23 protein-coding genes and 2 tRNA genes are annotated in these 24,253 nt (G+C 71.9%); 5 read left to right on the top strand and 20 right to left on the bottom strand.

What is annotated here, in order from left to right:
* Nucleotides 1–13: 13 nt before the first annotated feature.
* Entirely contained in the window at nt 14–553 is a 540-nt protein-coding gene (locus BKD30_RS02025) for a YceD family protein (protein WP_076701256.1), read from the bottom strand.
* Between the two features lie 113 nt (nt 554–666).
* On the bottom strand, nt 667–1,152 hold the full coding sequence (gene coaD / locus BKD30_RS02020; RefSeq protein ID WP_076701238.1) for a pantetheine-phosphate adenylyltransferase: 486 nt from the start codon (nt 1,150–1,152) through the stop codon (nt 667–669).
* 120 nt (nt 1,153–1,272) lie between these two features.
* On the opposite strand from coaD, the gene BKD30_RS02015 reads away from it, so the two are divergent.
* Complete coding sequence (locus tag BKD30_RS02015; protein ID WP_173892999.1) at nt 1,273–2,499, top strand: aminotransferase class I/II-fold pyridoxal phosphate-dependent enzyme; 1,227 nt, start codon at nt 1,273–1,275, stop codon at nt 2,497–2,499.
* A 34-nt stretch (nt 2,500–2,533) separates the two neighbouring features.
* Here BKD30_RS02015 and rsmD read toward each other — a convergent pair whose 3' ends face one another.
* From rsmD to leuC, 12 genes are all read right to left on the bottom strand, one after another.
* A complete protein-coding gene (gene rsmD, locus BKD30_RS02010) occupies nt 2,534–3,097 on the bottom strand; it encodes a 16S rRNA (guanine(966)-N(2))-methyltransferase RsmD (protein WP_076701232.1) in 564 nt (187 codons plus the stop codon).
* A 36-nt stretch (nt 3,098–3,133) separates the two neighbouring features.
* Nucleotides 3,134–5,431 (bottom strand): ATP-dependent DNA helicase RecG, encoded by a 2,298-nt coding sequence (locus BKD30_RS02005; protein WP_076701368.1) that lies wholly within the window; start codon nt 5,429–5,431, stop codon nt 3,134–3,136.
* A 35-nt stretch (nt 5,432–5,466) separates the two neighbouring features.
* Nucleotides 5,467–6,552 carry a DAK2 domain-containing protein gene (locus BKD30_RS02000; protein ID WP_235861286.1) on the bottom strand — a complete coding sequence of 362 codons (1,086 nt, stop codon included), beginning with the start codon at nt 6,550–6,552 and terminating at the stop codon, nt 5,467–5,469.
* Nucleotides 6,542–7,627, bottom strand: coding sequence for a thiamine-phosphate kinase (gene thiL, locus BKD30_RS01995; protein ID WP_083955923.1), 1,086 nt, complete (start codon nt 7,625–7,627; stop codon nt 6,542–6,544). Before thiL ends, BKD30_RS02000 begins: the two co-directional genes overlap by 11 nt.
* An 88-nt stretch (nt 7,628–7,715) precedes the next feature.
* Nucleotides 7,716–8,780, bottom strand: a complete 1,065-nt coding sequence (locus BKD30_RS01990; RefSeq protein ID WP_083955922.1) for an LCP family protein — start codon at nt 8,778–8,780, stop codon at nt 7,716–7,718.
* Between the two features lie 172 nt (nt 8,781–8,952).
* Nucleotides 8,953–9,468 (bottom strand): DUF3515 domain-containing protein, encoded by a 516-nt coding sequence (locus BKD30_RS01985; RefSeq protein WP_076701229.1) that lies wholly within the window; start codon nt 9,466–9,468, stop codon nt 8,953–8,955.
* The gene (locus BKD30_RS01980) at nt 9,465–10,616 is read right to left on the bottom strand and encodes a D-alanine--D-alanine ligase family protein (protein WP_076701226.1); all 1,152 of its coding nucleotides are present in this window, start codon (nt 10,614–10,616) and stop codon (nt 9,465–9,467) included. Before BKD30_RS01980 ends, BKD30_RS01985 begins: the two co-directional genes overlap by 4 nt.
* Entirely contained in the window at nt 10,613–11,650 is a 1,038-nt protein-coding gene (locus BKD30_RS01975) for an NAD(P)H-dependent glycerol-3-phosphate dehydrogenase (protein ID WP_076701223.1), read from the bottom strand. Before BKD30_RS01975 ends, BKD30_RS01980 begins: the two co-directional genes overlap by 4 nt.
* A complete protein-coding gene (locus BKD30_RS01970) occupies nt 11,647–12,474 on the bottom strand; it encodes a lysophospholipid acyltransferase family protein (protein WP_083955921.1) in 828 nt (275 codons plus the stop codon). Before BKD30_RS01970 ends, BKD30_RS01975 begins: the two co-directional genes overlap by 4 nt.
* A gap of 58 nt (nt 12,475–12,532) precedes the next feature.
* The gene (gene murA, locus BKD30_RS01965) at nt 12,533–13,861 is read right to left on the bottom strand and encodes a UDP-N-acetylglucosamine 1-carboxyvinyltransferase (protein ID WP_076701221.1); all 1,329 of its coding nucleotides are present in this window, start codon (nt 13,859–13,861) and stop codon (nt 12,533–12,535) included.
* A gap of 215 nt (nt 13,862–14,076) precedes the next feature.
* Nucleotides 14,077–14,673: a 3-isopropylmalate dehydratase small subunit gene (gene leuD / locus BKD30_RS01960; protein WP_076701218.1), complete on the bottom strand. Its 597-nt coding sequence runs from the start codon at nt 14,671–14,673 to the stop codon at nt 14,077–14,079.
* A gap of 31 nt (nt 14,674–14,704) precedes the next feature.
* Complete coding sequence (gene leuC / locus BKD30_RS01955) at nt 14,705–16,147, bottom strand: 3-isopropylmalate dehydratase large subunit (RefSeq protein ID WP_076701355.1); 1,443 nt, start codon at nt 16,145–16,147, stop codon at nt 14,705–14,707.
* A 95-nt stretch (nt 16,148–16,242) separates the two neighbouring features.
* Between leuC and BKD30_RS01950 the strand changes: the two genes are divergently transcribed.
* Both BKD30_RS01950 and BKD30_RS01945 read left to right on the top strand, forming a co-directional pair.
* Nucleotides 16,243–17,058 (top strand): IclR family transcriptional regulator, encoded by an 816-nt coding sequence (locus BKD30_RS01950; protein WP_083955920.1) that lies wholly within the window; start codon nt 16,243–16,245, stop codon nt 17,056–17,058.
* Nucleotides 17,055–17,594: a DUF1697 domain-containing protein gene (locus BKD30_RS01945; RefSeq protein ID WP_076701216.1), complete on the top strand. Its 540-nt coding sequence runs from the start codon at nt 17,055–17,057 to the stop codon at nt 17,592–17,594. Before BKD30_RS01950 ends, BKD30_RS01945 begins: the two co-directional genes overlap by 4 nt.
* Before the next feature lie 42 nt (nt 17,595–17,636).
* Here the strand turns inward: BKD30_RS01945 and BKD30_RS01940 are convergent, their stop codons facing one another.
* Complete coding sequence (locus BKD30_RS01940) at nt 17,637–18,143, bottom strand: N-acetyltransferase (RefSeq protein ID WP_076701213.1); 507 nt, start codon at nt 18,141–18,143, stop codon at nt 17,637–17,639.
* A 308-nt stretch (nt 18,144–18,451) separates the two neighbouring features.
* Between BKD30_RS01940 and BKD30_RS01930 the strand changes: the two genes are divergently transcribed.
* Nucleotides 18,452–19,690, top strand: coding sequence for an alpha-hydroxy acid oxidase (locus tag BKD30_RS01930; RefSeq protein ID WP_076701208.1), 1,239 nt, complete (start codon nt 18,452–18,454; stop codon nt 19,688–19,690).
* Nucleotides 19,691–19,756: 66 nt separating this feature from the next.
* Here the strand turns inward: BKD30_RS01930 and BKD30_RS01925 are convergent.
* The 4 genes from BKD30_RS01925 to gltX all read right to left on the bottom strand — a co-directional run bounded on the left by BKD30_RS01925 (nt 19,757) and on the right by gltX (nt 22,359).
* Nucleotides 19,757–19,829 (bottom strand) — tRNA-Glu (locus BKD30_RS01925).
* A gap of 41 nt (nt 19,830–19,870) precedes the next feature.
* A tRNA-Gln gene (locus BKD30_RS01920) sits at nt 19,871–19,942 on the bottom strand.
* A gap of 120 nt (nt 19,943–20,062) precedes the next feature.
* Complete coding sequence (locus BKD30_RS01915; protein ID WP_076701353.1) at nt 20,063–20,851, bottom strand: HAD family hydrolase; 789 nt, start codon at nt 20,849–20,851, stop codon at nt 20,063–20,065.
* A 5-nt stretch (nt 20,852–20,856) separates the two neighbouring features.
* Nucleotides 20,857–22,359, bottom strand: a complete 1,503-nt coding sequence (gene gltX / locus BKD30_RS01910; RefSeq protein WP_235861316.1) for a glutamate--tRNA ligase — start codon at nt 22,357–22,359, stop codon at nt 20,857–20,859.
* 244 nt (nt 22,360–22,603) lie between these two features.
* On the opposite strand from gltX, the gene BKD30_RS01905 reads away from it, so the two are divergent.
* Entirely contained in the window at nt 22,604–23,221 is a 618-nt protein-coding gene (locus BKD30_RS01905) for a LysE/ArgO family amino acid transporter (RefSeq protein WP_076701348.1), read from the top strand.
* 216 nt (nt 23,222–23,437) lie between these two features.
* Here the strand turns inward: BKD30_RS01905 and BKD30_RS01900 are convergent, their stop codons facing one another.
* Nucleotides 23,438–24,217, bottom strand: coding sequence for a fumarylacetoacetate hydrolase family protein (locus BKD30_RS01900; RefSeq protein ID WP_076701205.1), 780 nt, complete (start codon nt 24,215–24,217; stop codon nt 23,438–23,440).
* Nucleotides 24,218–24,253: the final 36 nt, after the last annotated feature.

The raw sequence follows: 24,253 nt of genomic DNA, 5'->3' as shown, positions 1-24,253 counted from the left end.
TTGACTCTTTTCTTCAGTTGCTCTTGCGTTGATCGGTCTCGTCCGGGTCCGTCACCAGGGACTGCAGCGCGTCCCAGCGCGGGTCACGCGCCTCGTGCCGGTGCCCCGGATGGTCCTCCAGCCGCACCCCGCACTGCGGGCACAGGCCCGGACAGTCGGGCCGGCACACCGGCTGGAACGGCAGTTCGGTCACCACGGCATCACGCAGCAGCGGCTCCAGGTCGACACTCTCGTGCTCGATCCGGGGCAGGTCGTCGCCGTCCTCGTCCTTCACCGGCTCGGGGTCGGCGGAGAACAGTTCCTGCACGTCCACGGTGAGGTCGTACGCGATGGGGTCCAGACACCGGACACACTCGCCGACCGCGTGGGCCGTCGCCGAGCCGGATACCAGGACACCTTCGTGCACCGCCTCCAACCGCAGGTCCAGCTCGATGTCCGAGCCTGCGGGGATGCCGATCGTCGGGGTCCCCAGGTCGTTCGGAGCCTCGACCCGTTCGACGAGAGTACGCATCACCCCGGGACTGCGCTGCAGTTCCCGGACACTGACCACCAGGGCATCCTGTGCCTGGTGCTGATGTACGCGGCTGATGATGAACTCCCGAAGAAACAGATGACCGACTGATCATTCTAGCCCGTCGGGGGTCGATCCCTCAAAAAGGACAACGGTCAGGCACGTCCGGGCGACGGCGCGGTCATCCGGCGGTACACCGAGCGCGGCACGAATCCGGAGATGTCCCCACCGAGCGACGCGACCTCCTTGAGCAGGGTCGAGGAGAGGTGCACGTACGCGGCGTCCGCGGCGAGGAACACCGTCTCCACCCCCGTGAGGTGCCGGTTCATGGTGGCCATCGGCACCTCGAACGTGAAGTCGGCGGAGGTGCGCACCCCTCTGACGATGGCGTCGGCGCCGTGCCGACGGCAGAACTCGGCGAGCAGGCCCTCCCCCATCGCTTCGATGGTGATGCCCCGCAACGCGGAGAGCGTCTCCCGCGTCATCTGCAGCCGCTCCTCCAGAGTGAACCGGTAGGACTTGGCCGGATTGGTCGACACCGCCACGATGATCTCGTCGAACAGATTGCAGGCCCGGGCAATGATCTCCAGATGCCCGTTGTGCAGGGGGTCGAAGGATCCGGGGCAGACGGCGCGGCGCATACTCCGCATGGTACCGACGGGAGGGCACCCGTGCGGCCCGGCGTCCAAGCATGTCGGCGCGTCATGCGCGCCATCTGGACGTCGATGGATCGGCGGGACCGGAGGGAACAGACTGGACCCATGACGACGACGAACACCGGTACCGCGCCCTGGCGACGGGCCGCGCACGGGGCGAACCTGCTCGGCGCGGAGGGAAGCCTGGCCGGAACGATCTTCGAGGAGATGACGGGACTGGCCGCCGCGCACGGCGCAGTGAATCTCGGTCAGGGGTTCCCGGACGAGGACGGTCCGGTCCAGATCCTCAACGCCGCCCGGCACGCCATCGCGGAAGGGGCGAACCAGTACGCGCCCGGACGCGGGCTGCCCGTGCTGCGCGAGGCGATCGCCGCGCACCAGGCGCGGTTCTACGGGCTCACCGTGGACCCGGCGGAGCAGGTGCTGGTCACGACGGGCGCGACGGAGGCGATCGCCGCGGCCCTGCTCGCCTTCGCCGGCCCGGGTGACGAGGTGCTCACCTTCGAACCGTTCTACGACTCCTACGGCGCCGTGATCGAGCTGACCGGGGCACGGCACGTGACGGTGCCGCTGCGCGAACCTGATTTCCTGCCCGACGAGGACGAGCTGGCGGCGGCGGTCACCGACCGGACCCGCGTCATCCTCGTGAACAATCCGCACAACCCCACGGGCTCCGTCTTCGGGGCGGCGTTGCTGGCCCGCGTCGTCGAGGAGGCGGCACGGCACGACGCGATCATCGTCACCGACGAGGTGTACGAGCACCTCGTGTTCGACGGCGGCCGGCACGTCCCGGTCGCGACGCTGCCGGGCGCGGCGGAGCGCACGCTGACCATCTCCTCCGCGGGCAAGACCTTCTCCGTGACCGGGTGGAAGGTCGGCTGGCTGACCGGCCCGGCGGACCTGGTGGCGGGAGTGCGCACGGTCAAACAGTTCCTCACCTACTCCTCCGGCAGTCCGCTGCAGGGGGCGGTGGCGCTCGGGCTGGGCCTGGGCGATGATGTCTACGCCGGGTTCGCCGCCGCCCTGCAGCGCAGACGAGACCTGCTGATCGACGGGCTGCGGGGAGCCGGATTCGACGTCACCGTCCCCGCGGGCACCTACTTCGTGGTCGCGGACGCCACACCGCTGCTGACCGGTGACGTCACCGACGGCGCCGAACTGTGCCGACGGCTGCCGGGCACGGCCGGGGTCGCCGCCATCCCGCTGAGCGCGTTCTGCCGTCCCGGCAGCGCGACCGACGCGGCGTCGGCCCGGCTGATCCGGTTCGCGTTCTGCAAGCGGGAGGACGTGCTGGCCGAGGCGGTCCGCCGGCTGCAGGCATTCGGGCACTGATCCGCCCGGCGTCGCCGGTGGACGCTCGGCGCGCTCAGGCGGGCTGGGCGTACCAGAGCCGGGTCTCGCCGTACTTGCGGTCGCGGACCGGGACGAGCCCGTCCGGCCACGCGGGTTCCGGGGACCGGGACGAGCGCTCGACGACGACGAGCGCGCCGGCGGGCAGCGCCGGACGCAGCAGGCCGAGCACCCCGGCGAGTTCGGGCTCGGGCACGGAGTAGGGCGGGTCCAGGAAGACCAGGTCCCAGCCGTGCGGATCCGGGTCGGCCAGGAAGGTGGCGGCCTTCTCCTGCCGCACCCGGACGGCGGCGGGCCCGAGTTCGGCCTGCAGCAGCCGTGCGTTGCGCCGGCAGACGTCGGCGGCCCGCCGGGCCGACTCGACCAGGGTCGCCCGTCGGGCGCCCCGGCTGAGCGCCTCGAGCCCGAGCGCGCCGGAACCGGCGAACAGATCCAGCACGAGCGCACCCCGGATCGCGTCGGCGGCCTCCAGCGCGGAGAACAGGGACTCCTTGACCCGGTCGGTCGTGGGCCGGGTGTGGTCACCGGGCACGGAGGCCAGGGTCCGGCCGCCGGCGGTGCCGGCGATGATCCGGCTCATGAGGCGCACCGGGCCCGGCGGTCACCGACCGCATGGTCAGCCACGGTCGAGATACTCCTCGGCCTCGGGGTCGAGATAGTCGTCGATGGCGCCGGCGAGCACGGGATGACCGGTCAGGTCCGGGTCGTCCTCGACGATCGCCTGCGCGTCCTGTCGCGCGGCGGCGATGATCCGCTCGTCCTCGATCACCCGCAACAGCTTCAACGTCGAGTGACCGCCCGACTGCCGGGCACCGAGGATGTCACCCTCCCGCCGCAGCTTCAGGTCCTCCGCGGCGAGCCGGAACCCGTCCGTGGTGCTGGCGACGGCGTCGAGCCGGGCTCGCGAGGGGTGACCGTCCTCCAGGCCGGTGACGAGCAGGCACGTGCCGGGAAGACCGCCGCGTCCGACCCGGCCACGCAGCTGGTGCAGCTGGGAGATGCCGAACCGGTCCGCGTCGAGGATGACCATCAGGGTCGCCCGGGCCACGTCGACGCCGACCTCGATGACGGTGGTGGACACGAGCACGTCCACGTCCCCGCGGTGGAAGGCGGCCATGACGTCCGTCTTGTCCGCGGGGTCGAGCCGGCCGTGCAGCTCACCGATCCGCACCCCGGCGAGCGCCGGTGTCCGCTGCAGCAGGGCGACGGTCTCCTCGACCGAGGCGAGCGGCGGCCGCGCGCTCCGGTCGTCGGCCGAGTCCCCGCCGGCCCCGTCGCCGGCCGCACCCGCGCCGTCGGTCTCCCGGTCCTCGAAACCCGTGCCGTCGCTGTCGTCGGAACCCGTGCCGCCGGCGTCGCCCCCGGTGATCTTGGGGCACACCACGTAGACCTGGCGGCCGGCGTCGACCTCCTCGCGGGCGCGTTGCCAGATCCGGTCCCGCCACACGGGTCGTTCGGCGAGCGGGACGATGTGCGTGTCGATGGGTGCGCGCCCGGCGGGCAGTCCCTCGAGGGAGAGGACGCCGAGGTCCCCGAAGACGGTCATTGCGACGGTGCGGGGAATCGGGGTGGCGGTCATGACCAGCAGGTGCGGCGGCACCCCGGACCGGGTGCGCAGAGCGTCCCGCTGCTCGACGCCGAAGCGGTGCTGTTCGTCGACGACGACGAGCCCGAGCTCGGCGAACTGGACGGTCTCCGACAACAGCGCGTGGGTGCCCACGACGATGCCCGCTTCCCCGGACGCGGCCGCGAGGAGCGCTTCGCGCCGGGCGGCGGTGGACATGCTGCCGGTCAGCAGGACGACGCGGGTGGCGTGGTCGGCGCCCCCGAGCATGCCCGCCTGGGCCAGCGGTCCGAGGGTCGCGGTGATCGAGGCGTGGTGCTGGGCGGCGAGCACCTCGGTGGGCGCCAGCAGGGCGGCCTGCGCTCCCGCGTCGACCACCTGCAGCATGGCGCGCAGGGCCACGAGCGTCTTGCCGGACCCGACCTCACCCTGCAGCAGGACGTTCATCGGGTGATCGAGGGAGAGCGCGGCGTCGAGACTCTCGCCGACGTCCCGCTGCCCGTCCGTGAGGCTGAACGGCAGGGCGGCGTCGAAGTCGGGCAGCAGGCCCTCGTCCCGGCGGGGACGGCCCACGGCCACCTGTGCCTGCTGCTCGGCGCGTCGCCGGGCGAGCGCGGTCTGCAGGATGAGCGCCTCCTGGTAGCGGAAGCGGTGCCGCGCACGGTAGGCGTCCGCCACCCGGACCGGCGCGTGGATGTCACGGTAGGCGGCCACGAGGTCGCCGAGGTGCTCGCGGGCGGCGATACCGGCGGGCACGACGTCCGGCAGGTGGACGGCGTTCTCCGGATCGGCACCGATGCCGAGGTGCTTCAGCACCGCCTCGACCCGTTGCCCGATCCACCAGCTCGTCAGGTCGGACGTGGCCGGGTAGACGGGGATGGGCCGGTCGGCAAGGTCCGTGCCGGCGTCCTCGTCAGCACCGTCCAGCACCAGGTAGTGGGGATTGGTCAGGGTGGCCTGGTGCCGGTAGAGGCCGGTCTTGCCGCTGAAGAGGGCCGTCACGCCGGGCTGCAGGTCCTGGTACGCCTGGCGGGCCTGGAAGAACGAGAGGCTGAGCGTTCCGGGCCGCCGGGCGTCGCGATCGGTGATGAGGACCTCGGTGATGTACCCCTTGCGGCGCTGCATCGGCCGCCGGCTACAGGAGAGCACGTCGGCGATCAGCGTGACCTCCTCGCCGATCGGCAGCCCGGTGATGCTCTGCAGTTCGCCCCGCTCGAGGTACCGGCGGGGGAAGTGGTTCAGCAGCGCCCCGACGGTGCGGATGTGCAGGCTCTTCTCGAGCTTGGTCGCGGCGCTCCTGCCGAGGACCTTGTCGAGCCGGTGCGCGCGGGGATCGAGGACCGTCGGCATCGAAGCGGAGCGCCGGCGCTGCGGCGCCGGCCCGCTCACTGGTTCGGCTCCGGCGTCTCCTCCGCCCGCAGCGGGGTGACGAGGAGGTTCTCCGGGGCGCCGCTGCCGCTGATCGCCGCCAGGGCACGGTCGTGGACCTCATGCGGGACGTGGGCGTGCAACCGCCATCGATAGGCGGCGCCGGGGACCTCCGCGCCGGACGCAGCATCGCCGGACCCACGCGATTCGTCGCACGTCTCCGCGTCGGACGCGGTCTGCCCGACCGGGGTGATCGCCGTCAGGATCACCGACTCCCCGAGCTCGTCCAGAGTGATCCGCAGGCTGGCGGCGTCGAGCGGGCTCAGGTTGATGCTGCACATGATCTCGACGCCGTCCATGGCGTCCGGGTGCTCCCCGTGGTCCATGCCGTCCAGCCGCTGGAGCGGTTCGACGGCCACCGGGTCCCCGGTCACGGCCCAGCGGAGGCACTGCAGGATCAGCAGCAGCCCGACGGCACCGGCGTCGACGACGCGGGCCCGAGCCAGCACGTCGTTCTGCTCCTCGGTCGCCGCGACCGCGGCGGCGGCGGCACCGATCACCGCGTCGAGGACGGCGACCAGGCCCAGGTGGCTCTCGTCCCCGTCGCGGTCGACGGCCTGGACGGCGCAGGTCGTCGCCGCGGCCTCGATCACCGACAGCATGGTGCCCGGGACGGGGTCGCTGAGCGCGGACCAGCAGCGGACGCTGGCGCGCTCCAGGGCAGCGGCGAGGGCCGGAGGAGTCAGCCGCGCGTATCCGGCCAGCGGCTCGGCCATGGCGCTGAGCATCACGGCGAGGATGGTGCCGGAGTTGCCGCGGGCGTGCTCCAGGGCCTGAGCCCCGGCTGCGCCGAGGATCGCGCCCAGGTCCACGGGGCCCGGTGTCTCCCGGTCCTCGCCCACGTGGCGGACCGGTTGCGGTGGTGCCGGCAGGCCCGCGACGGCGGCGGTGATGGTCTGGACCAGGTTGGAGCCGGTGTCCGAGTCCTGCACGGGGAAGACGTTGATGGCGTTCAACTCGCGGCGGTGATCGGTCAGGACGGTCTCGGCGTGGGTCAACCAGCGGTGGATGACGGCCGCGGAGGGGCCGGCCTTAGGCTGCAAAGTGATCCCATCCTGTCGTCGTTGACGGACGGCCGTCGACCAGCAGTTCCGCGGCACCGTCCGCCACCGAGCCTATCGCAGTGAACCCGGCCGGGACGGTGCCCGGGGTGAAGGCAGCGAGCAGGCCGAAGTCCTCTCCACCGGCCAGGCACCAGTGCATCGGGTCCGCGCCGAGCAGGGCCGCCGCGGGGGCGAGCCGGTCGGCGAAACCGGCCAGTCGAGCCGTGTCCAGGTCGACCCGCACGCCGCTGGCCCGGGCCAGTCGCTCCGCGTCGCGCAGCATGCCGTCCGAGAGGTCCATCAGGGCGTGGGCACCGGCGCGGGCCGCCGCGGCACCGGCGCCGAGCGGCGGGCGAGGGCGCAGCTGGGCGCTGATGAGCTCCTCGAACAGTGCCGCCCCTGCCGGTGCTCCCGGGGGGGACCCGGACTCCGGCGCCGTTTCCAGCAGGGCCAGCCCGGCGGCGGCCTCCCCGACCCGGCCGATCACCGCGATCTCGTCGCCGGGGCGGGCACCGGAGCGCAGGACGGGGCCGGCGTCGTCGAGCCGGCCGAGCGCCGTGATGGTCAGCACCACCTCCCGGGCGCCGGAGAGATCGCCGCCCGCCACCGAACAGCCCTCCGCACCGAGCGTGTGGATGGCATCGGCGATCCCGTCGGCGAGGGAGAGCACCCAGTCCACCGGGGTGTCGGCGGGCATGGCCAGGCTGACCAGGAGGCCGATCGGGTACGCGGCCATGGCGTTGAGGTCGGAGAGGTTCTGGGCGACGCCCTTGAACCCGACGTCGTGACCGCGGGTGACGCGCCCGTTGGGCCAGACCGGCCGGTAGTCGAGGTCCTGGACCAGGGTGTCGACGGTGGCGACGACCCGCGGATCGCCGATCCGCAGCACCGCGGCGTCGTCGCCGTTGCCGACGTCGTCGTGGGCCCCGCGCGGCAGCCGCGGCAGGAACGCCGCGAGCAGGTCCGCCTCGCCGAGACCGCCGACCCGGCCCTGATCGACGTCTAACTCGTCACCGGCCGCCCGACCGAGCGGATCGCGGGCGCGCGCGGGGTCGGCACCGTCCGGGAAGGTCATGATCCGACCCTAGCCCGGTCCACCGACGATTCACCCCGACGCTGCACCCGACGACGCGCGGCCACTCGGCGTCACCGGCCGGTCGGCGTCACTGCCCGCCCGGCAGGCCGGCGACGTACTGCGCCATCGTGTCCTCGCGCAGGGCCTTGCCGACGTCCGCCACGGCCTGGTCGTCGACCACCACGATCGACTGACCGTCACTGGAGAAGGAGGTGCCGGCGTTGGGGAGGGTGAACATCTGCACATCACCGCCGCGGACGTTGCGCAGCTTCCAGGCCAGCCCCATCACGTCGCCGGAGGTGAAGGTCCGGTCGACCCCCAGGTAGGGGGAGAACTGGGTGACGGCGTCGGAGATCATCCCCGGGTTGCCCAGCACGGACGGGGAGAGCATCTTGTTCATCAGGGACTTCAGGTACATCTGCTGGTCCTTGACCCGCTGGTAGTCGCCGTTGGCGAAGGCGTGCCGCTCGCGCACGAAGGCCAGGGCGTGCGCGCCGTCGAGCACCTGGTTGCCGGCCTTGAACTGGAGCCCGTCGATGGCCGTGAAGTCCTTCGGCACGTTGACGGGCACGCCGCCGATGGCGTCGGTCAGCTTCTCGAAGCCGGCGAAGTCGAGCGCGGCGACGTTGTCGATCCGGGTGCCGAGCATCCCCTCGAGGGTCTGCACCAGCAGCTGGATGCCGCCGATCGCCATCGCCGAGTTGATCTTGCCCTGACCGGCGCCGGGGATGTCCACCCAGGAGTCACGCATGATGGACATGGCGTACACGCCCTTCCCGTCGGCGGGGACGTGCACGAGCATGATGGTGTCCGCGCGCTGGTTGGTCGCGGCGGCGTTGTTCAGGTCGGCCAGGCTGCCGCGGGTGTCACTGCCCAGGAGCAGGATGTTGCGGGCTCCCCCGCCGGCCGCCGCCGGTCGGTTCCCGCTCGGGAACACGTTCTCCAGTTTGACGGTCTTCTGGTCGAAGGTGCGCGCGATGCCGCCGACCCAGGTGCCGACGACGACGGCGATGATCGCGATCACGGCGACCACCGCGACGACGATCGTGCGGGTCAGCCGCTTGCGGCGGAGTTTCTTCCGGGCGGCGACCCGCTGCTCGGAGGCCGCGAGCGGCCCCAGGGTGCGGGTGTCCTGGTAGCCCGGCTCGTCCATCTGTCCTCCTGCATCCGGGCTCGGCCCGGAACTCCTGCATCCGGGCTCGGCCCGGTCACGCCACGTCAAAGGTCCGTTCGATCCTAAGGCGTGCGGCTGACCGTGTGCTGCACGATGACGGTGATGTCGCCCGCAGATGATCCGTACCCGCCCCCGTCGACCTCGTGCGGGCTCAGCCGGTCGCACTCGGCAGCGGGACGTCCTGGGCGCCCAGGCACCGGCGGGACTGCGGCAGCGACGACACGGGACCGGCGAGGTCGACGAGCACGCTGCTCGAGGGGGCCCGGCCGGTGTCCAGCAGCAGTTCGATCGCAGGCTCACGGCCGTAGGTGATCAGTCGCCAGGTCTTCTGCTCCTGGATCGCGACCCAGTCGACACCGTTGACGGTGACGCAACGTTGCGTCGTCGGGCCCGGCACCGGTACCCCGCATCGGAGCACCGCCGCGGACGGGTCCCCCCAAGCGGCGGTGGCCTGGCTGGTGGTGGTGCGCCGGTCCAGACCGGCGAGCACGTCGGGCAGGGCGACCATCACCGGCGCGCAGCGCGGGTCGTTCGACTGCGGTGCCGGCGCCACGTCCACCGCCGCGGCGCAGCCGCTCAGCACCAGTGCCAGGCTCGTCCCCGCGACGACGGCCGCGGTCCTGGTTCCACGCCGTGCCGGGTCGGTGACGGGCCGCTGGCGTCTCACCGCAGGCCCGTGCTCCGGCTGAGCGCCAGCTCCAGCAGCCGGTCGATCAGTTCCGGGTAGTCGACCCCGGTGGCCGCCCACATCTGCGGGTACATCGAGATCGGGGTGAAACCGGGCATGGTGTTGATCTCGTTGATCAGCAGGTCTCCCTCGGGAGTGTAGAAGAAGTCGACCCGGGACAGTCCCTCCGCGGCGATCGCGTCGAACGCCGCGACGGCGAGCTCCCGGATCCGCGCGGTCGTCTCGGCCGGCAGGTCCGCCGGGCAGCTGAGGACGGCGGCGCCGGCGTCGACGTACTTGGCGTCGAAGTCGTAGAAGGTGTGCTGGTCGTCGGCGACGACGATCTCCCCCGGCAGGCTGGCGATCGCGCGTTCCGGTGCGGGCTGGTCGAGCACCGCGCACTCGATCTCCCGTCCGCCGATCCCGGCCTCGACGACGACCTTCGGGTCGTGCCGGCGGGCCGCCTCGATGGCCGCTTCCAGTGCCGCCGGGTCGGCGACACGGGTGATGCCCATGCTGGACCCGGCACGGGCGGGTTTGACGAACACGGGCAGGCCCAGGCGGCGCACCCGGTCCAGGCAGCCGGCCCGGTCGCTGACCCACTGCCGGTCGGTGATCGCCTCGTACGGGCCCACCGGCAGTCCGGCGTGCTCGAAGACGATCTTCATGAAGTCCTTGTCCATCCCGACGGCGCTGGCGAGCACACCCGCACCGACATAGGGCACACCGAGCAGGTCCAGCATCCCCTGGACGGTCCCGTCCTCCCCGAACGGTCCGTGCAGCAGCGGGAACACGACGTCGACGGTGCCGAGGCTGCGCGGCGGCTCCCCGGGAGCGGTCACCAGCAGCTCGTGCGAGCCGGCACCGGGGGCGGTGACCACGGTCGCCGGTGCGTCCTCGATGGCCGGCAGGGCACCTCTGTCCAGACTGAAGGACTGGACGGTGGCGTCGTCCATCTGCACCCACTGGCCGGAGCGGCTGATGCCGATCGGCACCACGTCGTACCGGCGGCGGTCCATCGCCCGCAGCACGCCGGCGGCCGTGACGCAGCTGACGGCGTGCTCGCTGGACCGGCCCCCGAACAGGACGGCGACCCGGATCCTGCCGTCCCGTCCGCGCGCGAGACCGGTCTGGGCGGATTCGGTCACTGTTCTCCTTCGGATTTCAGGTCGCGGCCGAGCAGGCGGGGGGCGAGCTCGTCCACCGAGATCGTCCCGTCCAGGACCGCGACGACGTTCTCGGTGATCGGCATCCGCACGCCGAGGCTGCGGCCGAGGTCGTACACCGGGCGGGCCGACTTGACGCCCTCGGCGGTCTGCCGCATGGTCGCGATCACCTGCTCGACGCTCAGTCCGGTGGCGAGCAGGCGGCCGGCCGTGTGATTGCGGCTCAGCGACGACGAACAGGTGGCCACCAGGTCGCCGAGCCCGGCGAGCCCGGCCATGGTCTCCACCCGGCCACCGAGCGCGAGCGCGAGCCGGGTGGTCTCGGCCAGGCCCCGGGTGATGACCGAGGCCTTGGCGTTGTCCCCCATCTGCCTGCCCTCGCAGATACCCACGGCGAGCGCGATGACGTTCTTGACGATGCCGCCGAACTCCACGCCGACGACGTCGGTATTGGTGTAGGGCCGGAAGTACGGCGGGGAACAGGCCGCGGCCACCCGGCCGGCGACGGTCTCGTCGACGCAGGCCACGACGGACGCGGTCGGTGACTCCCGGGCGATCTCCATCGCCAGGTTCGGGCCGGAGACCACCACGACCCGCTCCGGTGGCAGCCCGAGCCCCGTGGCGATCACCTCGCTCATCCGGGCGTTCGTCCCCAGTTCGAGTCCCTTCATCAGGGACACGACGACGGCGCCGGGGGCGAGCAGCTCCCGGATCCTTGGCAGTTGGGCCCGCAGCGACTGGGCGGGCACGGCGAGGACGACCAGGTCCGCTCCGTGCAGCACCCCGGGCAGGTCCGTGGACGCGGTCAGAGCGGTGGGCAGGGCGACACCGGGCAGGTAGGCGTCGTTGCGGTGCGCGACGGTGATGTCCTCGACGACGGCGGCCCGCCGCCCCCAGATCCGTACCGCGGTGGCGGGCGCATCCCCCTGGCCGGAGTCGGCCAGGACCTTGGCGAAGGTGGTGCCCCAGCTGCCGGCGCCGATGACGGCGATCCGGGTGAACCCGTCGGGGCTCACCGGTCGTCCTCGCGACCGCCCGCAACGTCCCCGTCGGGGGCGGTCCCCGGGTGCGGGGCCGTCCCGGTCGCGCCGTCGAAGTGCCGGCCGGTGGCGCTCTGACCGTGCTGATCCGGGTTCCAGCGCACGGCGGGGGGCTGTTCGCCGCGCAGCGTCGTCAGCTCGGCGGTGATGGCGGCCATGATCTTCTCGGTGGCCGCGGCCAGGACGGTGCGGTCGAGCGGACGGCCGTCGAACTCGGCCAGGTCGACCGGCGCCCCGACGACGACCGTCACCCGCTTGCGCGGGAACGGGTACAGCCGCTTGGCGTAGCGCGGGAACAGCTCCTGCGCACCCCAGTGCACGATCGGCACGACGGGCGCGCCGGTCTGCAGGGCCAGCCGCGCCGCACCGGTCCGCCCCCGCATGGGCCACAGGTCCGGGTCGCGGGTGAGCGTGCCCTCGGGGTAGACGATGATCGCCCCGCCCTCGTCGATCACCTGGCGGCTGACCGCGAGGGACCCGCCCGCCGTCGTCGCGCCCCGGGAGACGGGGACCTGCTTGACCCAGCGCAGGATCGGGGCCAGCACGGGGACCCGGAACAGGGACTCCTTGGCCAGGAAGTGCGGCAGCACGCGGTTGCTGTAGAGGAAGTGACCGACGATCAAGGGGTCGATCTCGGTCACATGGTTGGGCACCACGATGAAACCGGTGTCCCGGGGCAACCGCTCGGCGCCCCGCCAGCGGTGGGTGATGAGCGCGTTCAGCGCCGGGATGGCGACGGCGGCCAAGCCGCGGAACGTCCAGATCTCCCGGGCGTCGACGGGGCTCGTGCGGGGCGTCACGTCGTCCTCCCGTGCCGCGCCCGCGCCCCATCCGGACCGATGCCGCGCAGCCGGCGGGTCACTGATCGATGGGGGTCAGGTCGAAGTCGGCGCCGAGCGCCTCCAGCTTCGCGGTGAACCGCTCGTAGCCGCGGTTGATCAGCTCGATGCCGGTCACGTGGGAGGTCCCGGTCGCGGCCAGCGCAGCGATCAGGTGGCTGAACCCGCCGCGCAGGTCGGGGACGTCGATGTCGGTGCCGGTCAGCTGGGTGGGCCCGGAGATGACGGCGGAGTGCAGGAAGTTGCGCTGGCCGAACCGGCAGGGGACGCTGCCGAGGCACTCGCGGTGCAGCTGGACGTTGGCGCCCATCCGCACCAGGGCGTCGGTGAAGCCGAACCGGTTCTCGTAGACCGTCTCGTGCACGATGGACACCCCGTCCGCCTGGGTCAGCGCGACGACGAGCGGCTGCTGCCAGTCGGTCATGAACCCCGGGTGCACGTCCGTCTCGAGCACCAGCGGGCTGAGCTTGCCGCCGGGGTGGTAGAACCGGATGCCGGCGTCGTCGATGTCGAACGCGCCACCGATCTTCCGGAACACGTTCAGGTAGGTCATCATGTCCTGCTGCCGGGCGCCCTCGACGTAGATGTCGCCGCGGGTGACCAGCGCCGCCGACGCCCAGGAGGCCGACTCGATCCGATCCGGCAGGGCCCGGTGCTGATAGCCGCCGAGGCTCTTGACGCCCTCGATCCGGATCGTCCGGTCCGTCAGGACGCTGATGATGGCGCCCATCTTCTGCAGGATGGCGATCAGGTCGAGGATCTCGGGTTCGGTGGCGGCGTTGCGCAGCTCGGTGATGCCCTCGGCCCGGGTCGCCGAGAGCAGCACCTGCTCGGTGGCACCCACCGACGGGAACGGCAGTTCGAGTTTCGCTCCCTGCAGCCCGCGCGGGGCGGTGATGTGGATGCCGGCGTTGCCCTTCTCCACGACGGCGCCGAACTTGCGCAGCACGGACAGGTGGAAGTCGATGGGCCGGTCCCCGATCCGGCAGCCGCCAAGGTCGGGGATGAAGGCCTCACCGACGCTGTGGATCAGCGGCCCGCACAGCAGGATCGGGATCCGGGAATCGCCGGCGTGAGCGTCGATGTCGGCGCGGCTGGCCTGGGTGGCGTGCGTCGGGTCCAGGGTGAGGTCCCCGCCGACCGGGTCCTTCGTCACCGCCACCCCGTGCAGCTTCAGCAGCTTCGTCACCACGGCGACGTCTTTGATCTCCGGGACGTTGCGCAGGACGGACGGCTCGTTGCCGAGCAGGGCCGCCACCATGGCCTTGGGAACCAGGTTCTTCGCGCCTCGGACGGTCACCCGACCGGCCAGGGGCACACCACCCCGGATCGTCAACACATTCGCCATAGATCAAGACCTCGTTCGTCGATACTGCGTGGTGCGGTCGGCGCTGCCGCCGTCGGGAGCGCGCGCCACGCCTGCCTGACGTCAAGCATAAGAGCATGACGGACGCACCCCGGGTGCAACACGAAGGCGGCCGCTCGTCATCCCGCTGTGTCTCGTGGCGTTCACCACGCGCGGATCGGGCACCCCCGCAGGTCAGCAGCGGGTCAGCGTCCCGATCAGCGGATCGGCAGCGTGGTGGGCTTGAAGGCGGGGCGCTCGGCCTCGAACGCGGCGATGTCCTCCGCGTGCCGCAGCGTCAGCCCGATGTCGTCGAGGCCCTCCATCAGCCGCCACCGGGTGTACGCGTCGATCTCGAAGGGCGCTGCGATGGCCCCGCAGGTGACGACCTGGGTCGCGAGGTCGACCTCCACCTCGGTCCCGGGCGCGTTCTCCAGCTCCTTGAGGATCAGTTCGACGTCGTCCTGCGCCAGCTGCGCGGTGACCAGGCCCTGTTTGCCCGCGTTGCCACGGAAGATGTCGGCGAACCGGGATGAGAGCACGGCGGCGAAGCCGTAGTCCTTCAGCGCCCACACGGCGTGCTCCCGGCTGGAGCCGGTGCCGAAGTCGGGGCCGGCCACGAGCACGCTGCCGCGCGTGTACGGCTCACGGTTGAGGATGAAGTCCTCGTCCTTCCGCCAGCTCGCGAACAGGCCGTCCTCGAAGCCGGTGCGGGTGATCCGCTTGAGGTAGACGGCGGGGATGATCTGGTCGGTGTCGACGTTGGACCGGCGCAGGGGCACGCCGATGCCGCAGTGCGTGGTGAACTTCTGCATCGGTTCTTCTCTCCCGGATGTGGTGTCGGCGTCAGGCGGGGACGGGGGCGTCCCGCGGGACGGTGTCTCGGGGGGCCAGGTCCAGCGGCGAGGACAGGGTGCCCCGCACCGCGGTGGCGGCCGCGACGACCGGGGACACCAGGTGGGTGCGGCCGCCCTTGCCCTGCCGGCCCTCGAAGTTGCGGTTGGACGTCGAGGCGCACCGCTCTCCCGGGGCCAGCTGGTCCGGGTTCATGCCCAGGCACATCGAGCAGCCGGCGAACCGCCAGTCGGCGCCGAAGTCGGTGAACACCCGGTCCAGGCCCTCCGCCTCGGCCTGCAGGCGGACCCGAGCGGAGCCCGGCACCACCAGCATCCGCACCTCCGGGTCCTTGGTGCGGCCGCGGATGACGTCGGCGGCCGCCCGCAGGTCCTCGATCCGGCTGTTGGTGCAGGAGCCCAGGAACACGGTGTCCACGCGGATGTCCTTCATCGGAGTGCCCGCGGCCAGGTCCATGTACTCCAGCGCGCGCCGGGCGCCGGCCTTCGCGTCCTCGTCCCTCAGCGCCTCCGGATCGGGCACCGACTCCGACAGGGAAACGCCCTGGCCGGGGTTGGTGCCCCACGTGACGAACGGTTCGAGGGTGCTCGCGTCGAGGACGACCTCGGCGTCGAAGACTGCGTCGTCGTCGGTGTGCAGCGTGCGCCAGTAGGCGACGGCGTCGTCCCAGTCCGCCCCGCCGGGGGCGTGCGGACGGCCCGCGACGTAGGCGAACGTCGTCTCGTCGGGTGCCACCATGCCGGCGCGGGCCCCGGCCTCGATCGACATGTTGCAGATCGTCATCCGCGCCTCCATGGACAGGGCCCGGATGGCCGATCCGCGGTACTCCAGCACGTGGCCCTGACCGCCGCCGGTGCCGATCCTCGCGATCACCGCCAGGATGATGTCCTTCGCGCTGACGCCCTCGCCGAGCTCGCCCTCGACGGTGATGGCCATGGTCTTGAAGGGCTGGAGCGGCAGCGTCTGGGTGGCCATCACGTGCTCCACCTCGGAGGTGCCGATCCCGAACGCGAGGGCTCCGAAGGCGCCGTGGGTGGAGGTGTGCGAGTCACCGCAGACGACCGTCTGGCCCGGCTGGGTCAGTCCCAGCTGGGGTCCTACGACGTGCACGATGCCCTGCTCGGCGTCACCGAGGGAGTGCAGCCGGACGCCGAACTCGGCGCAGTTCGCGCGCAGCGTCTCGATCTGCGTGCGGCTGATGGGGTCCGCGATCGGCCGGTCGATGGCGACCGTGGGGGTGTTGTGGTCCTCGGTGGCGATGGTCAGATCCGGCCGGCGCAGCCCACGGCCGGCCAGGCGCAGCCCTTCGAAGGCCTGGGGGGACGTGACCTCGTGGAGCATGTGGAGGTCGATGTAGAGCAGGTCCGGTTGACCGTCCTCGCCACGCCGGACGACATGGTCGTCCCAGACCTTCTCCGCCAGAGTCCTGCCCACGACGTCCACTCCTTCTCGGTCGCATCCGGGCTGATCCCGGACCGGGCTCGCATCGCCGCCTTGCTTCTCGAATAGTGAGACGGCAATATCAGTACATGGACAACTCTAGTGGAGTCGGCGTGATCGACAAAGCGGTTCTCGTGCTCGACGCGCTCGAGTCGGGCCCGACGACCCTCGCGCAGCTGGTCACGGCGACCGGGCTGGCCCGCCCGACCGTGCACCGGCTCGCCGTCGCCCTGGTGCACCACCGGCTGGTCGGCCGCGACGTGCAGGGCCGGTTCGTGCTCGGCTCCCGACTGGTCGAACTGGCCGCCGCCGCCGGGGAGGACCGGCTCACCGCCGCTGCCGGCCCGGTGCTGATCGCCCTGCGGGACGCGACCGGGGAGAGCGCCCAGCTGTACCGCCGGCAGGGCGACCGGCGGGTGTGCGTGGCCTCGGCGGAGCGGCCGATCGGCCTGCGCGACACCATCCCCGTGGGAACCCAGCTGTCCATGCGAGCCGGTTCGGCGGCGCAGGTGCTGCTGGCCTGGGAGGACCACGACCGGCTGGTCGAGGGACTGCAGGGGGCGCGCTTCACGCCCACCGTGCTGGCCGGGGTGCGCCGCCGCGGCTGGGCGCAGAGCCTGGCCGAGCGGGAGCCCGGCGTCGGTTCGGTCTCGGCACCGGTGCGCGCCCCGTCGGGTCGGGTGATCGGCGCGGTCTCCATCTCCGGCCCGATCGAGCGGCTGACCCGCCAGCCCGGCCGCCTGCACGCCGACGTCGTCGTGCGGTCCGCCCGGCAACTCTCCGACGCACTGCGGTCCGCCGCCGATGGCGCGGCCGGAGCGACCGAGAGCGACCCGGTCGCCGCGGACCGGCTCTCGGCGGACGGCCTCACCGCTGCCGCCTCCCCTCGCCGGGACCGGGCGTGAACCGGTTCGCCGTCTTCCTGCGCGGCGTCAACGTCGGCGGCGTCACCGTCACGTCGGCGAAGCTGAAGGCAGCCCTCGACGACGAACCGCTCACGGACGTGCGCACCCTGCGGGCCTCGGGCAACGTCCTGTGCTCGACGACGCTGAGCGCGGCGGAGGCCAAGGAGTTGATAGAACAGCGACTGCGGACGGCGTTCGGCTACGACGCCTGGGTGGTCGTGCTCACCCGGGAGCAGGTGGCGCAGATCGCGGCCGACTGCCCGTTTCCCGCCGACTCGACGGACGAGCACGCCTACCTGACCCTCTCCTCGGACCCGGCGGCGCTCGACGCGCTCGTGCAGGCCGCCGCGGAGGTGGGCGACACGACGAGCGACAACGAACCCGTGCGCCTGCACCCGCTGGCCGTGGCCTGGACGGCGCCGGTGGGCGGGACCCTGGCCGCTCCGCTGGCGAAGATCTCCGCGAAACGGCAGTTCACGGAGACGACCACGACGCGGAATCTGCGCACGCTGCTCCGGATCGTCGCCGCGGACTGAGCGCCGGTGGCGGCGGGGCCGATCAGGGGACCGGCTGATCAGTCATCGTCCGGAGAGGTCACGGATGGTGGCCGTCTTCAGGACGAGTCGACGCGGGTTGTCCTTCACCGGGGTGAAGTCATGATGCCGGTAGAAGCTCACCGCGGCGTCGTCGAGCGCGTCGACCACCACCAATCTGCCGCCTCCGCCCTCGGCAGCGCTTGCGGCGCGACTCAGGGCGTCGACGAGCACCTGTGCACCGTAAGCGGACCCACGCAGAGCGGTGTGCACCGCCAGCCTGGCCAGCAGGTAGCCGGGCACCGTGCTGTAACCCGATGATTGACTGCGCGTCAGAGAGTCGCGAGCCAGCTCGGTCGGTGCCAGCGAGAAGTACGCCCACACCTGTTCGGGCGCTTCCGCGGTCACCCAGACGAATGTGCGTGCCGTGCCCGCGCGCTGCGCGCGAAGCGCCCGCTCGCCCAGCCATGCGTTCAGCGACGGGACGCCGCAGTCGAAACCGGCGACGTCGTGCCGCGCTGTCAGCGCTACCGACTCGTACTCGGCATTCAACGCTGGACGAACCGCCGCTCGTGCGCGAAGGCCTGTGTCAGATTCGGGGCCGGGCTGGTCGAGCCGTCGTGACGCTCCGGCTCCCCCGCGGTCTGGCATCCGCCGGGATCGGACTCGCAGTGCCGATCGTCGCGGGTCTCGTGCTCGCGTCCCCTGCTGGCGTCGGGCAACGTCGCGTGCTCGACGACGCTGAGCGCGGCGGAGGCCAAGGAGCTGATAGACGCAGCTCGGGATCGTCGCCGCGGACTGAGCGCCGGTGACGGCGCCTGGTCGGGCCGATCCCGGTCCGGGCATGAAAGGCTGACCCCATGGTGCAACGTCAGTTCCCGAAGCCGACCGACATCCTCGAGTACCTGCAGGTCAAGAGGCCGCAGCTCGACCGGAAGAAGGCACGGCTCGAGTCCGCCCTCACCATCGAGGACCTCCGGGCGATCGCGAAACGGCGCACCCCACGCGCGGCGTTCGACTACACGGACGGCTCCGCCGAGGGCGAGATCTCGATCGCCCGGGCGCGGCAGGCCTTCGCCGACATCGAGTTCCACCCGCAGGTGCTGCGCGACGTCGAGAAGGTCGACACCACGGCCACCGTCTTCGGCGCCACCTCCGCCCTGCCGTTCGGCATCGCCCCGACCGGATTCACCCGGCTGATGCAGACCGAGGGCGAGACGGCCGGCGCGGGCGCCGCCCACGCCGCCGGCATCCCGTTCACCCTCTCCACCCTCGGCACGACCACCATCGAGGACGTGCAGGCCGCCAATCCCGGTGGCCGGAACTGGTTCCAGCTCTACGTCATGCGGCAGCGGGAGATCTCCTATGGGCTGGTCGAGCGGGCGGCGAAGGCCGGATACGAGACCCTGTTCTTCACCGTGGACACCCCGATCGCCGGCGCCCGGCTGCGGGACCGGCGCAACGGGTTCTCCATCCCTCCGCAGCTGAGTCTCGGGACCATCGTCGACGCGCTACCACGGCCGTGGTGGTGGTTCGACTTCCTCACCACCCCGAAGCTCGAGTTCGCCTCCTTGTCCTCGACCGGCGGCACCGTCGCCGACCTGCTCGACATGGCGATGGACCCGACGATCAACTTCGACGACCTGGCGGTGATCCGGGACCTGTGGCCGGGCAAGATCGCGATCAAGGGCGTGCAGAGCCTGGGTGACGCACGGCGCTTCGTGGACGCCGGTGTCGACGGCATCGTGCTGTCCAACCACGGCGGCCGGCAGCTCGACCGCGCCCCCGTGCCGTTCCACCTGCTGCCCGAGGTGGTGCGCGAGGTCGGCGGCGACGTCGACGTGATCGTGGACACCGGCATCATGAACGGCGCCGACATCGTCGCCTCGATCGCGCTCGGCGCCTCGTTCACCCTGATCGGCCGCGCGTACCTGTACGGGCTGATGGCCGGCGGCCGGGCCGGGGTCGACCGGACCGTGGCCATCCTGGCCGAGGAGATCGTGCGGACGATGAAGCTGCTCGGCGCACACACCCTGGAGGAGTTGACCCCGGCCCACGTCACGCAGCTGGAGCGCCTGGTCCCGCGGCCCCGGTCCTGAGCGGGGAAGGGCCCCGGAGACGACGAAGGCCGGTTCCGAGTGAGACTCGGAACCGGCCGACAACCGTGACCCCAGCGGGATTCGAACCCGCGTTACCGCCGTGAGAGGGCGGCGTACTAGGCCTCTATACGATGGGGCCGTGTCGTGCCTGGACCGGTCTTGCGATACGCGGTCCCTGCGCTGGGATGCCAGGACTCGAACCTAGAATGACGGTACCAGAAACCGTAGTGTTGCCGATTACACCACATCCCATTGCCACCGCCGTCACGGCTCGATCCGTTCCGGAATCCCGGGCCGGAACCGTCCGCGACGTTCGGGCAACAACCAGAAATACTACCCCAGGCCCGCCCCGGCGAGCAAAACCGGCAGGTCTCAGCGGACGATGAGGTCCATCACGTCCGTCAGGGAGCCCACCACGGCGCCGGCGAAGCCCGCGCCGCCGCCAGGCCCGCTCCCGGTCCCCTGTCCCACCGCACCGTTGCCGCCGGTGCGCCCGCGGTCCAGCCACACCCCCACCAGCCCGGCGTCGGTCGCCCCGACGGCGTCGACCGCGGGATTGTCTCCCACGTACAGCGTGCGTTCCGGGGCAGCGCCCAGCTGCCGGGCACCCTCGACGAAGATCGCCGGATCGGGCTTGGCCACCCCTAGCGTGTCGGTGCCGACCAGGACGCCGATCCGGGTTAGCCCGGCCCGGTCCAGCTTGGCCCGCTGATAGTCCGCGACGTTGTTGCTCAGCGCGCCGTACGGGATGCCGGCAGCGTCGAGCGCGTCCAGCAGCGGCACGACGTCGTCGAACGCGGTGAAGTGGGTCGGCAGGATCGCCGTGTACAGGGCGTCCCAGCCGTCCAGATCGGCGATCGGCTCCAGACCGAGGCGCTCGTGGGCGGCGCGGACCCGGTACTGGCGCTGGGTGGCGAAGTCCAGCTCGCCGGCCAGGTACCGGTCGTAGAACCCGTCGGGGTCCCGGGAGAAGTCCAGTGCGTACTCCACCTCCAGCTCCGCCGGCACGTCCAGCCCGGTCTGCCGGGCGACCGACCGCAAGGTGGCGTCCATGGCCCGGTGCAGGTCCACCGTCGTGTCGTCGATATCCAGCAGCACGCCCTCGACCGGGTACGGACCGGTCCCCCCGGTGCCCGTGTCCCGCGGCGCGGCGGTCCGGATGTCGGTCACGACGCCTCACCCGCGGCGTCGGCACGGAAGGCCCGCAGCCGGGCCAGCGCGAACTCCTGGCCGAGGATCTCGAGGGACTCGAACAGCGGTGGGGAGATCCGGTGCCCGGAGACGGCCGTCCGCACGGGCCCGAAGGCGTGCCGGGGCTTCAGGCCCAGTCCGTCGACCAGGGCGGCGCGCAGGGCGGCCTGCGTCGCCTCGGCGTCGAACGTGTCCAGCGGCTCCAGCGCCGCGATCGCCGCGTCCAGTGCCTCGGTCAGGTTCGCGGGCATGCCCTTGCGGGCGTCGTCGTCGACCGTGATGTCCGCGTCCGCGGCGAACAGGAAGCCGATCATGGCCGGCGCCTCACCGAGCAGCGTGATGCGCTCCTGGATCAACGGCGCCGCGGCCGCGAGAATGCCCTGCTCCCGGTCCGTCAGGGCCTCCCCCACGACGCCGGCGGCACGCAGGTACGGGATCAGCCGGTCACGGAAGTCGTCGGGGTCGAGCAGGCGCACGTGCGAGCCGTTGATCGCCTCGGCCTTCGTCACGTCGAACCGCGCCGGGTTGGGCAGCACGTCGTGGACGTCGAAGGCCGCGACGAACTGCTCGACGCCGAACACGTCCTGGTCCGCCGACAGGGACCAGCCCAGCAGCGCCAGGTAGTTGAGCAGCCCCTCGGGGATGAACCCCCGCTCGCGGTGCAGGAACAGGTTGGATTCGGGGTCCCGCTTGGAGAGCTTCTTGTTCTTCTCGCCCATCACGTACGGCAGGTGGCCGAACAGCGGCATGTACGAGGCGACGCCGACGTCGATCAGGGCACGGTAGAGGGCGATCTGGCGGGGGGTGGAGGAGAGCAGGTCCTCGCCGCGGAGCACATGGGTGATGCCCATCAGGGCGTCGTCGACGGGGTTGACCAGCGTGTACAGCGGCTTGCCGTTGGCGCGGGCGACGACGAAGTCCGGCACCGACCCGGCGCGGAAGGTGATCTCGCCGCGGACCAGGTCGGTGAAGGTGATGTCCTCGTCCGGCATCCGCAGCCGCAGCACGGGCTCGCGGCCCTCGGCCCGGAACGCGGCGCGCTGGTCGTCGGTGAGGTCGCGGTCGTGGTTGTCGTAGCCGAGCTTGACGTCGCGGCCGGCCTCGCGGTGTCGTGCCTCGACCTCCTCCGGCGTCGAGAACGACTCATACAGGTGCCCGGCCTCGGTCAGCTGGGCGAGGACGGACGTGTAGACGTCGCCGCGCTGGGACTGCCGGTAAGGGCCGTGCGGGCCGCCGACCTCGACCCCCTCGTCCCAGTCCAGGCCGAGCCAGCGCAGCGCCTCGAGCAGCTGATGGTAGCTCTCCTCGCTGTCGCGGGCCGCGTCGGTGTCCTCGATCCGGAAGATCAGCTTGCCGCCGGTGTGCCGGGCGTACGCCCAGTTGAACAGGGCGGTGCGGATCAGCCCGACGTGCGGCGTGCCGGTCGGCGAGGGGCAGAACCGGACGCGGACCGGGGTGTCGTCGGTGACGGCGGGCAGCCCGGCGGAGGACGCGTTGGGTGCCGTCGGCGCGCCGGCGGCGACGTCGGCGGGCGCGTGGATCGGGCCGGCAGAGGTGTCGACCGAGGTGGCGGCGGGCGTGGCGGCCCGGTCGTCGGCCGGATTGTCGATGGAGGCAGGGGGCACGGAAGCATCGTTGGACATGGTGGGGCCAGTGTATCGGCGGGGCCTGCAGCGCCGTCATCGGGATCTGCGCCGTCCGGTCGGCGACTACCGTGGACAGGTGCCCCTCGCGCTCGCCACCGCCCTCGCCGGGCTCGGTACCGGTCTCGGACTGATCGTCGCCATCGGCGCCCAGAACACCTTCATCCTGCGCCAGGGCATCCGCCGCGAGCACGTGGGGGCGCTGGTGGCGTTGTGCCTGGTGTCCGACGTGGTCCTCATCCTCGCGGGCGTCGCCGGCCTGGGAGCGCTCGTCACCGCCGTGCCGGCCGTCCTGCTGGCGGTCCGGCTGGTGGGCGCGGCGTTTCTGCTGGTATACGCCGTGCTGGCGGCGCGCCGCGCGCTGCACCCGCGTCGGATGACCGCCGACGTCGGCGGCACCTCCCTGTCGCGGCGGCGCGTGCTGCTCACCGGCGCGGCCCTGACCTGGCTCAACCCCCACGTGTACCTGGACACCGTGCTGCTGGTCGGCTCGCTGGCTGCCGTGCACGGCGACCCGGGCCGCTGGTGGTTCGCCGGCGGCGCCATGGTGGCCAGCGTGGTGTGGTTCGTGGCGCTGGGCTGGGGCGCGGGCCTGCTGGCCGGCTGGTTCCGACGCCCGGCGACGTGGCGGATCCTCGACGGCGCGATCGCCGTCGTGATGGCCGCCCTCGGTCTGCGGCTGCTGCTCGGCGCCTGACGCGGTCCCGTCCCCGGGCGTGAGCTCGCCGGTTCGTCCCGACCTCGGCCGGCCCCAGGCGTGAGCTCGCCGGTTCGTCCCGACCTCGGCCGTCCCCAGGCGTGAGTTCGCCGGTTCATCCCGACGTCGTGGTGTCTTACGCCCCCGGTGCGGCAGGAACCGGCGAGGTCACGCTGTGGCCGCCGGCGGCGCGGGCCGAGGGCGCCCCGGAGGGGGTCAGCGGCGCAGGAACAGGTTGCTCAGCGTGCCGATGCCCTCGATCTCGACCTCGAAGCGCTGGTTCTCCCGGATCGTCCCGACGCCGGCGGGAGTGCCGGTGAGGATGACGTCGCCGGGCAGCAACGTGAACGCCTGGGAGGCGTGGACGACGAGGTCGGTGACGCCGAAGATCATGTCCGACGTGCTGCCGTCCTGGACGACGTCACCGTCGAGTGCGCCGGTGATCCGCAGGTTGTCCGGGTCGAGATCCGTCTCGATCCACGGCCCGAGCGGGCAAGACGTGTCGAAGCCCTTGGCGCGGGCCCACTGGCTGTCGGTGCGCTGGATGTCGCGGGCGGTGACGTCGTTGCCGCACGTGTACCCGAAGACGACGTCTTTCACCCGATCCGGGGGGACGTCCTTGCAGATCTTGCCGATCACGACGGTGAGCTCGGCCTCGTAGGAGATCTCCTCGGAGAACTCGGGCATCAGCACCGGGTCGGTGGGCCCGATCACCGCGGTGTTCGGTTTGAAGAACAGCAGCGGCGACGGCGGCAGCTCGTTGCCCATCTCCGCGGCGTGGTCGGCGTAGTTGCGACCGACGCCGACCACCTTGCTGCGCGGGATGATCGGCGCGAGCAGCCGGACGTCGTCGAGCGGGTGACGCACACCCGTGGGCACCAGCTGCTGATAGAAGGGGTCGCCCTTGATGGTGAAGACCTCCTCCGCGCCGGGGTCGCCGTGCACGACGCCGAAGGAGGGTTCCGAATCACTGGTGGCGAACCGGGCTATGCGCATACGGTCTACCCTAGGTCAGCGCGGCTCGGCGCCGGA

Origin of the sequence: Tersicoccus phoenicis (assembly GCF_001968835.1) — a bacterium.
Lineage (GTDB): Bacteria > Actinomycetota > Actinomycetes > Actinomycetales > Micrococcaceae > Tersicoccus > Tersicoccus phoenicis.
Note: the sequence above shows the minus strand (reverse complement) of the source record. Positions and strands in the feature narration are given on the sequence as shown.

Coding starts and splice junctions, on each gene's coding strand:
- coaD (WP_076701238.1), bottom strand. CDS start 1,152: ATGCGCCGCGCCGTCTGCCCCGGATCCTTCGACCCCCTGCACAACGGG.
- BKD30_RS01900 (WP_076701205.1), bottom strand. CDS start 24,217: ATGCGCATAGCCCGGTTCGCCACCAGTGATTCGGAACCCTCCTTCGGC.
- BKD30_RS02015 (WP_173892999.1), top strand. CDS start 1,273: ATGACGACGACGAACACCGGTACCGCGCCCTGGCGACGGGCCGCGCAC.
- leuD (WP_076701218.1), bottom strand. CDS start 14,673: ATGCAGAAGTTCACCACGCACTGCGGCATCGGCGTGCCCCTGCGCCGG.
- thiL (WP_083955923.1), bottom strand. CDS start 7,627: ATGACCTTCCCGGACGGTGCCGACCCCGCGCGCGCCCGCGATCCGCTC.
- murA (WP_076701221.1), bottom strand. CDS start 13,861: ATGGCGAATGTGTTGACGATCCGGGGTGGTGTGCCCCTGGCCGGTCGG.
- BKD30_RS02005 (WP_076701368.1), bottom strand. CDS start 5,431: ATGCCGACGGTCCTCGATCCCCGCGCGCACCGGCTCGACAAGGTCCTC.
- BKD30_RS01990 (WP_083955922.1), bottom strand. CDS start 8,780: ATGGACGAGCCGGGCTACCAGGACACCCGCACCCTGGGGCCGCTCGCG.
- rsmD (WP_076701232.1), bottom strand. CDS start 3,097: ATGAGCCGGATCATCGCCGGCACCGCCGGCGGCCGGACCCTGGCCTCC.
- BKD30_RS01930 (WP_076701208.1), top strand. CDS start 18,452: ATGGTGCAACGTCAGTTCCCGAAGCCGACCGACATCCTCGAGTACCTG.
- BKD30_RS01950 (WP_083955920.1), top strand. CDS start 16,243: ATGGACAACTCTAGTGGAGTCGGCGTGATCGACAAAGCGGTTCTCGTG.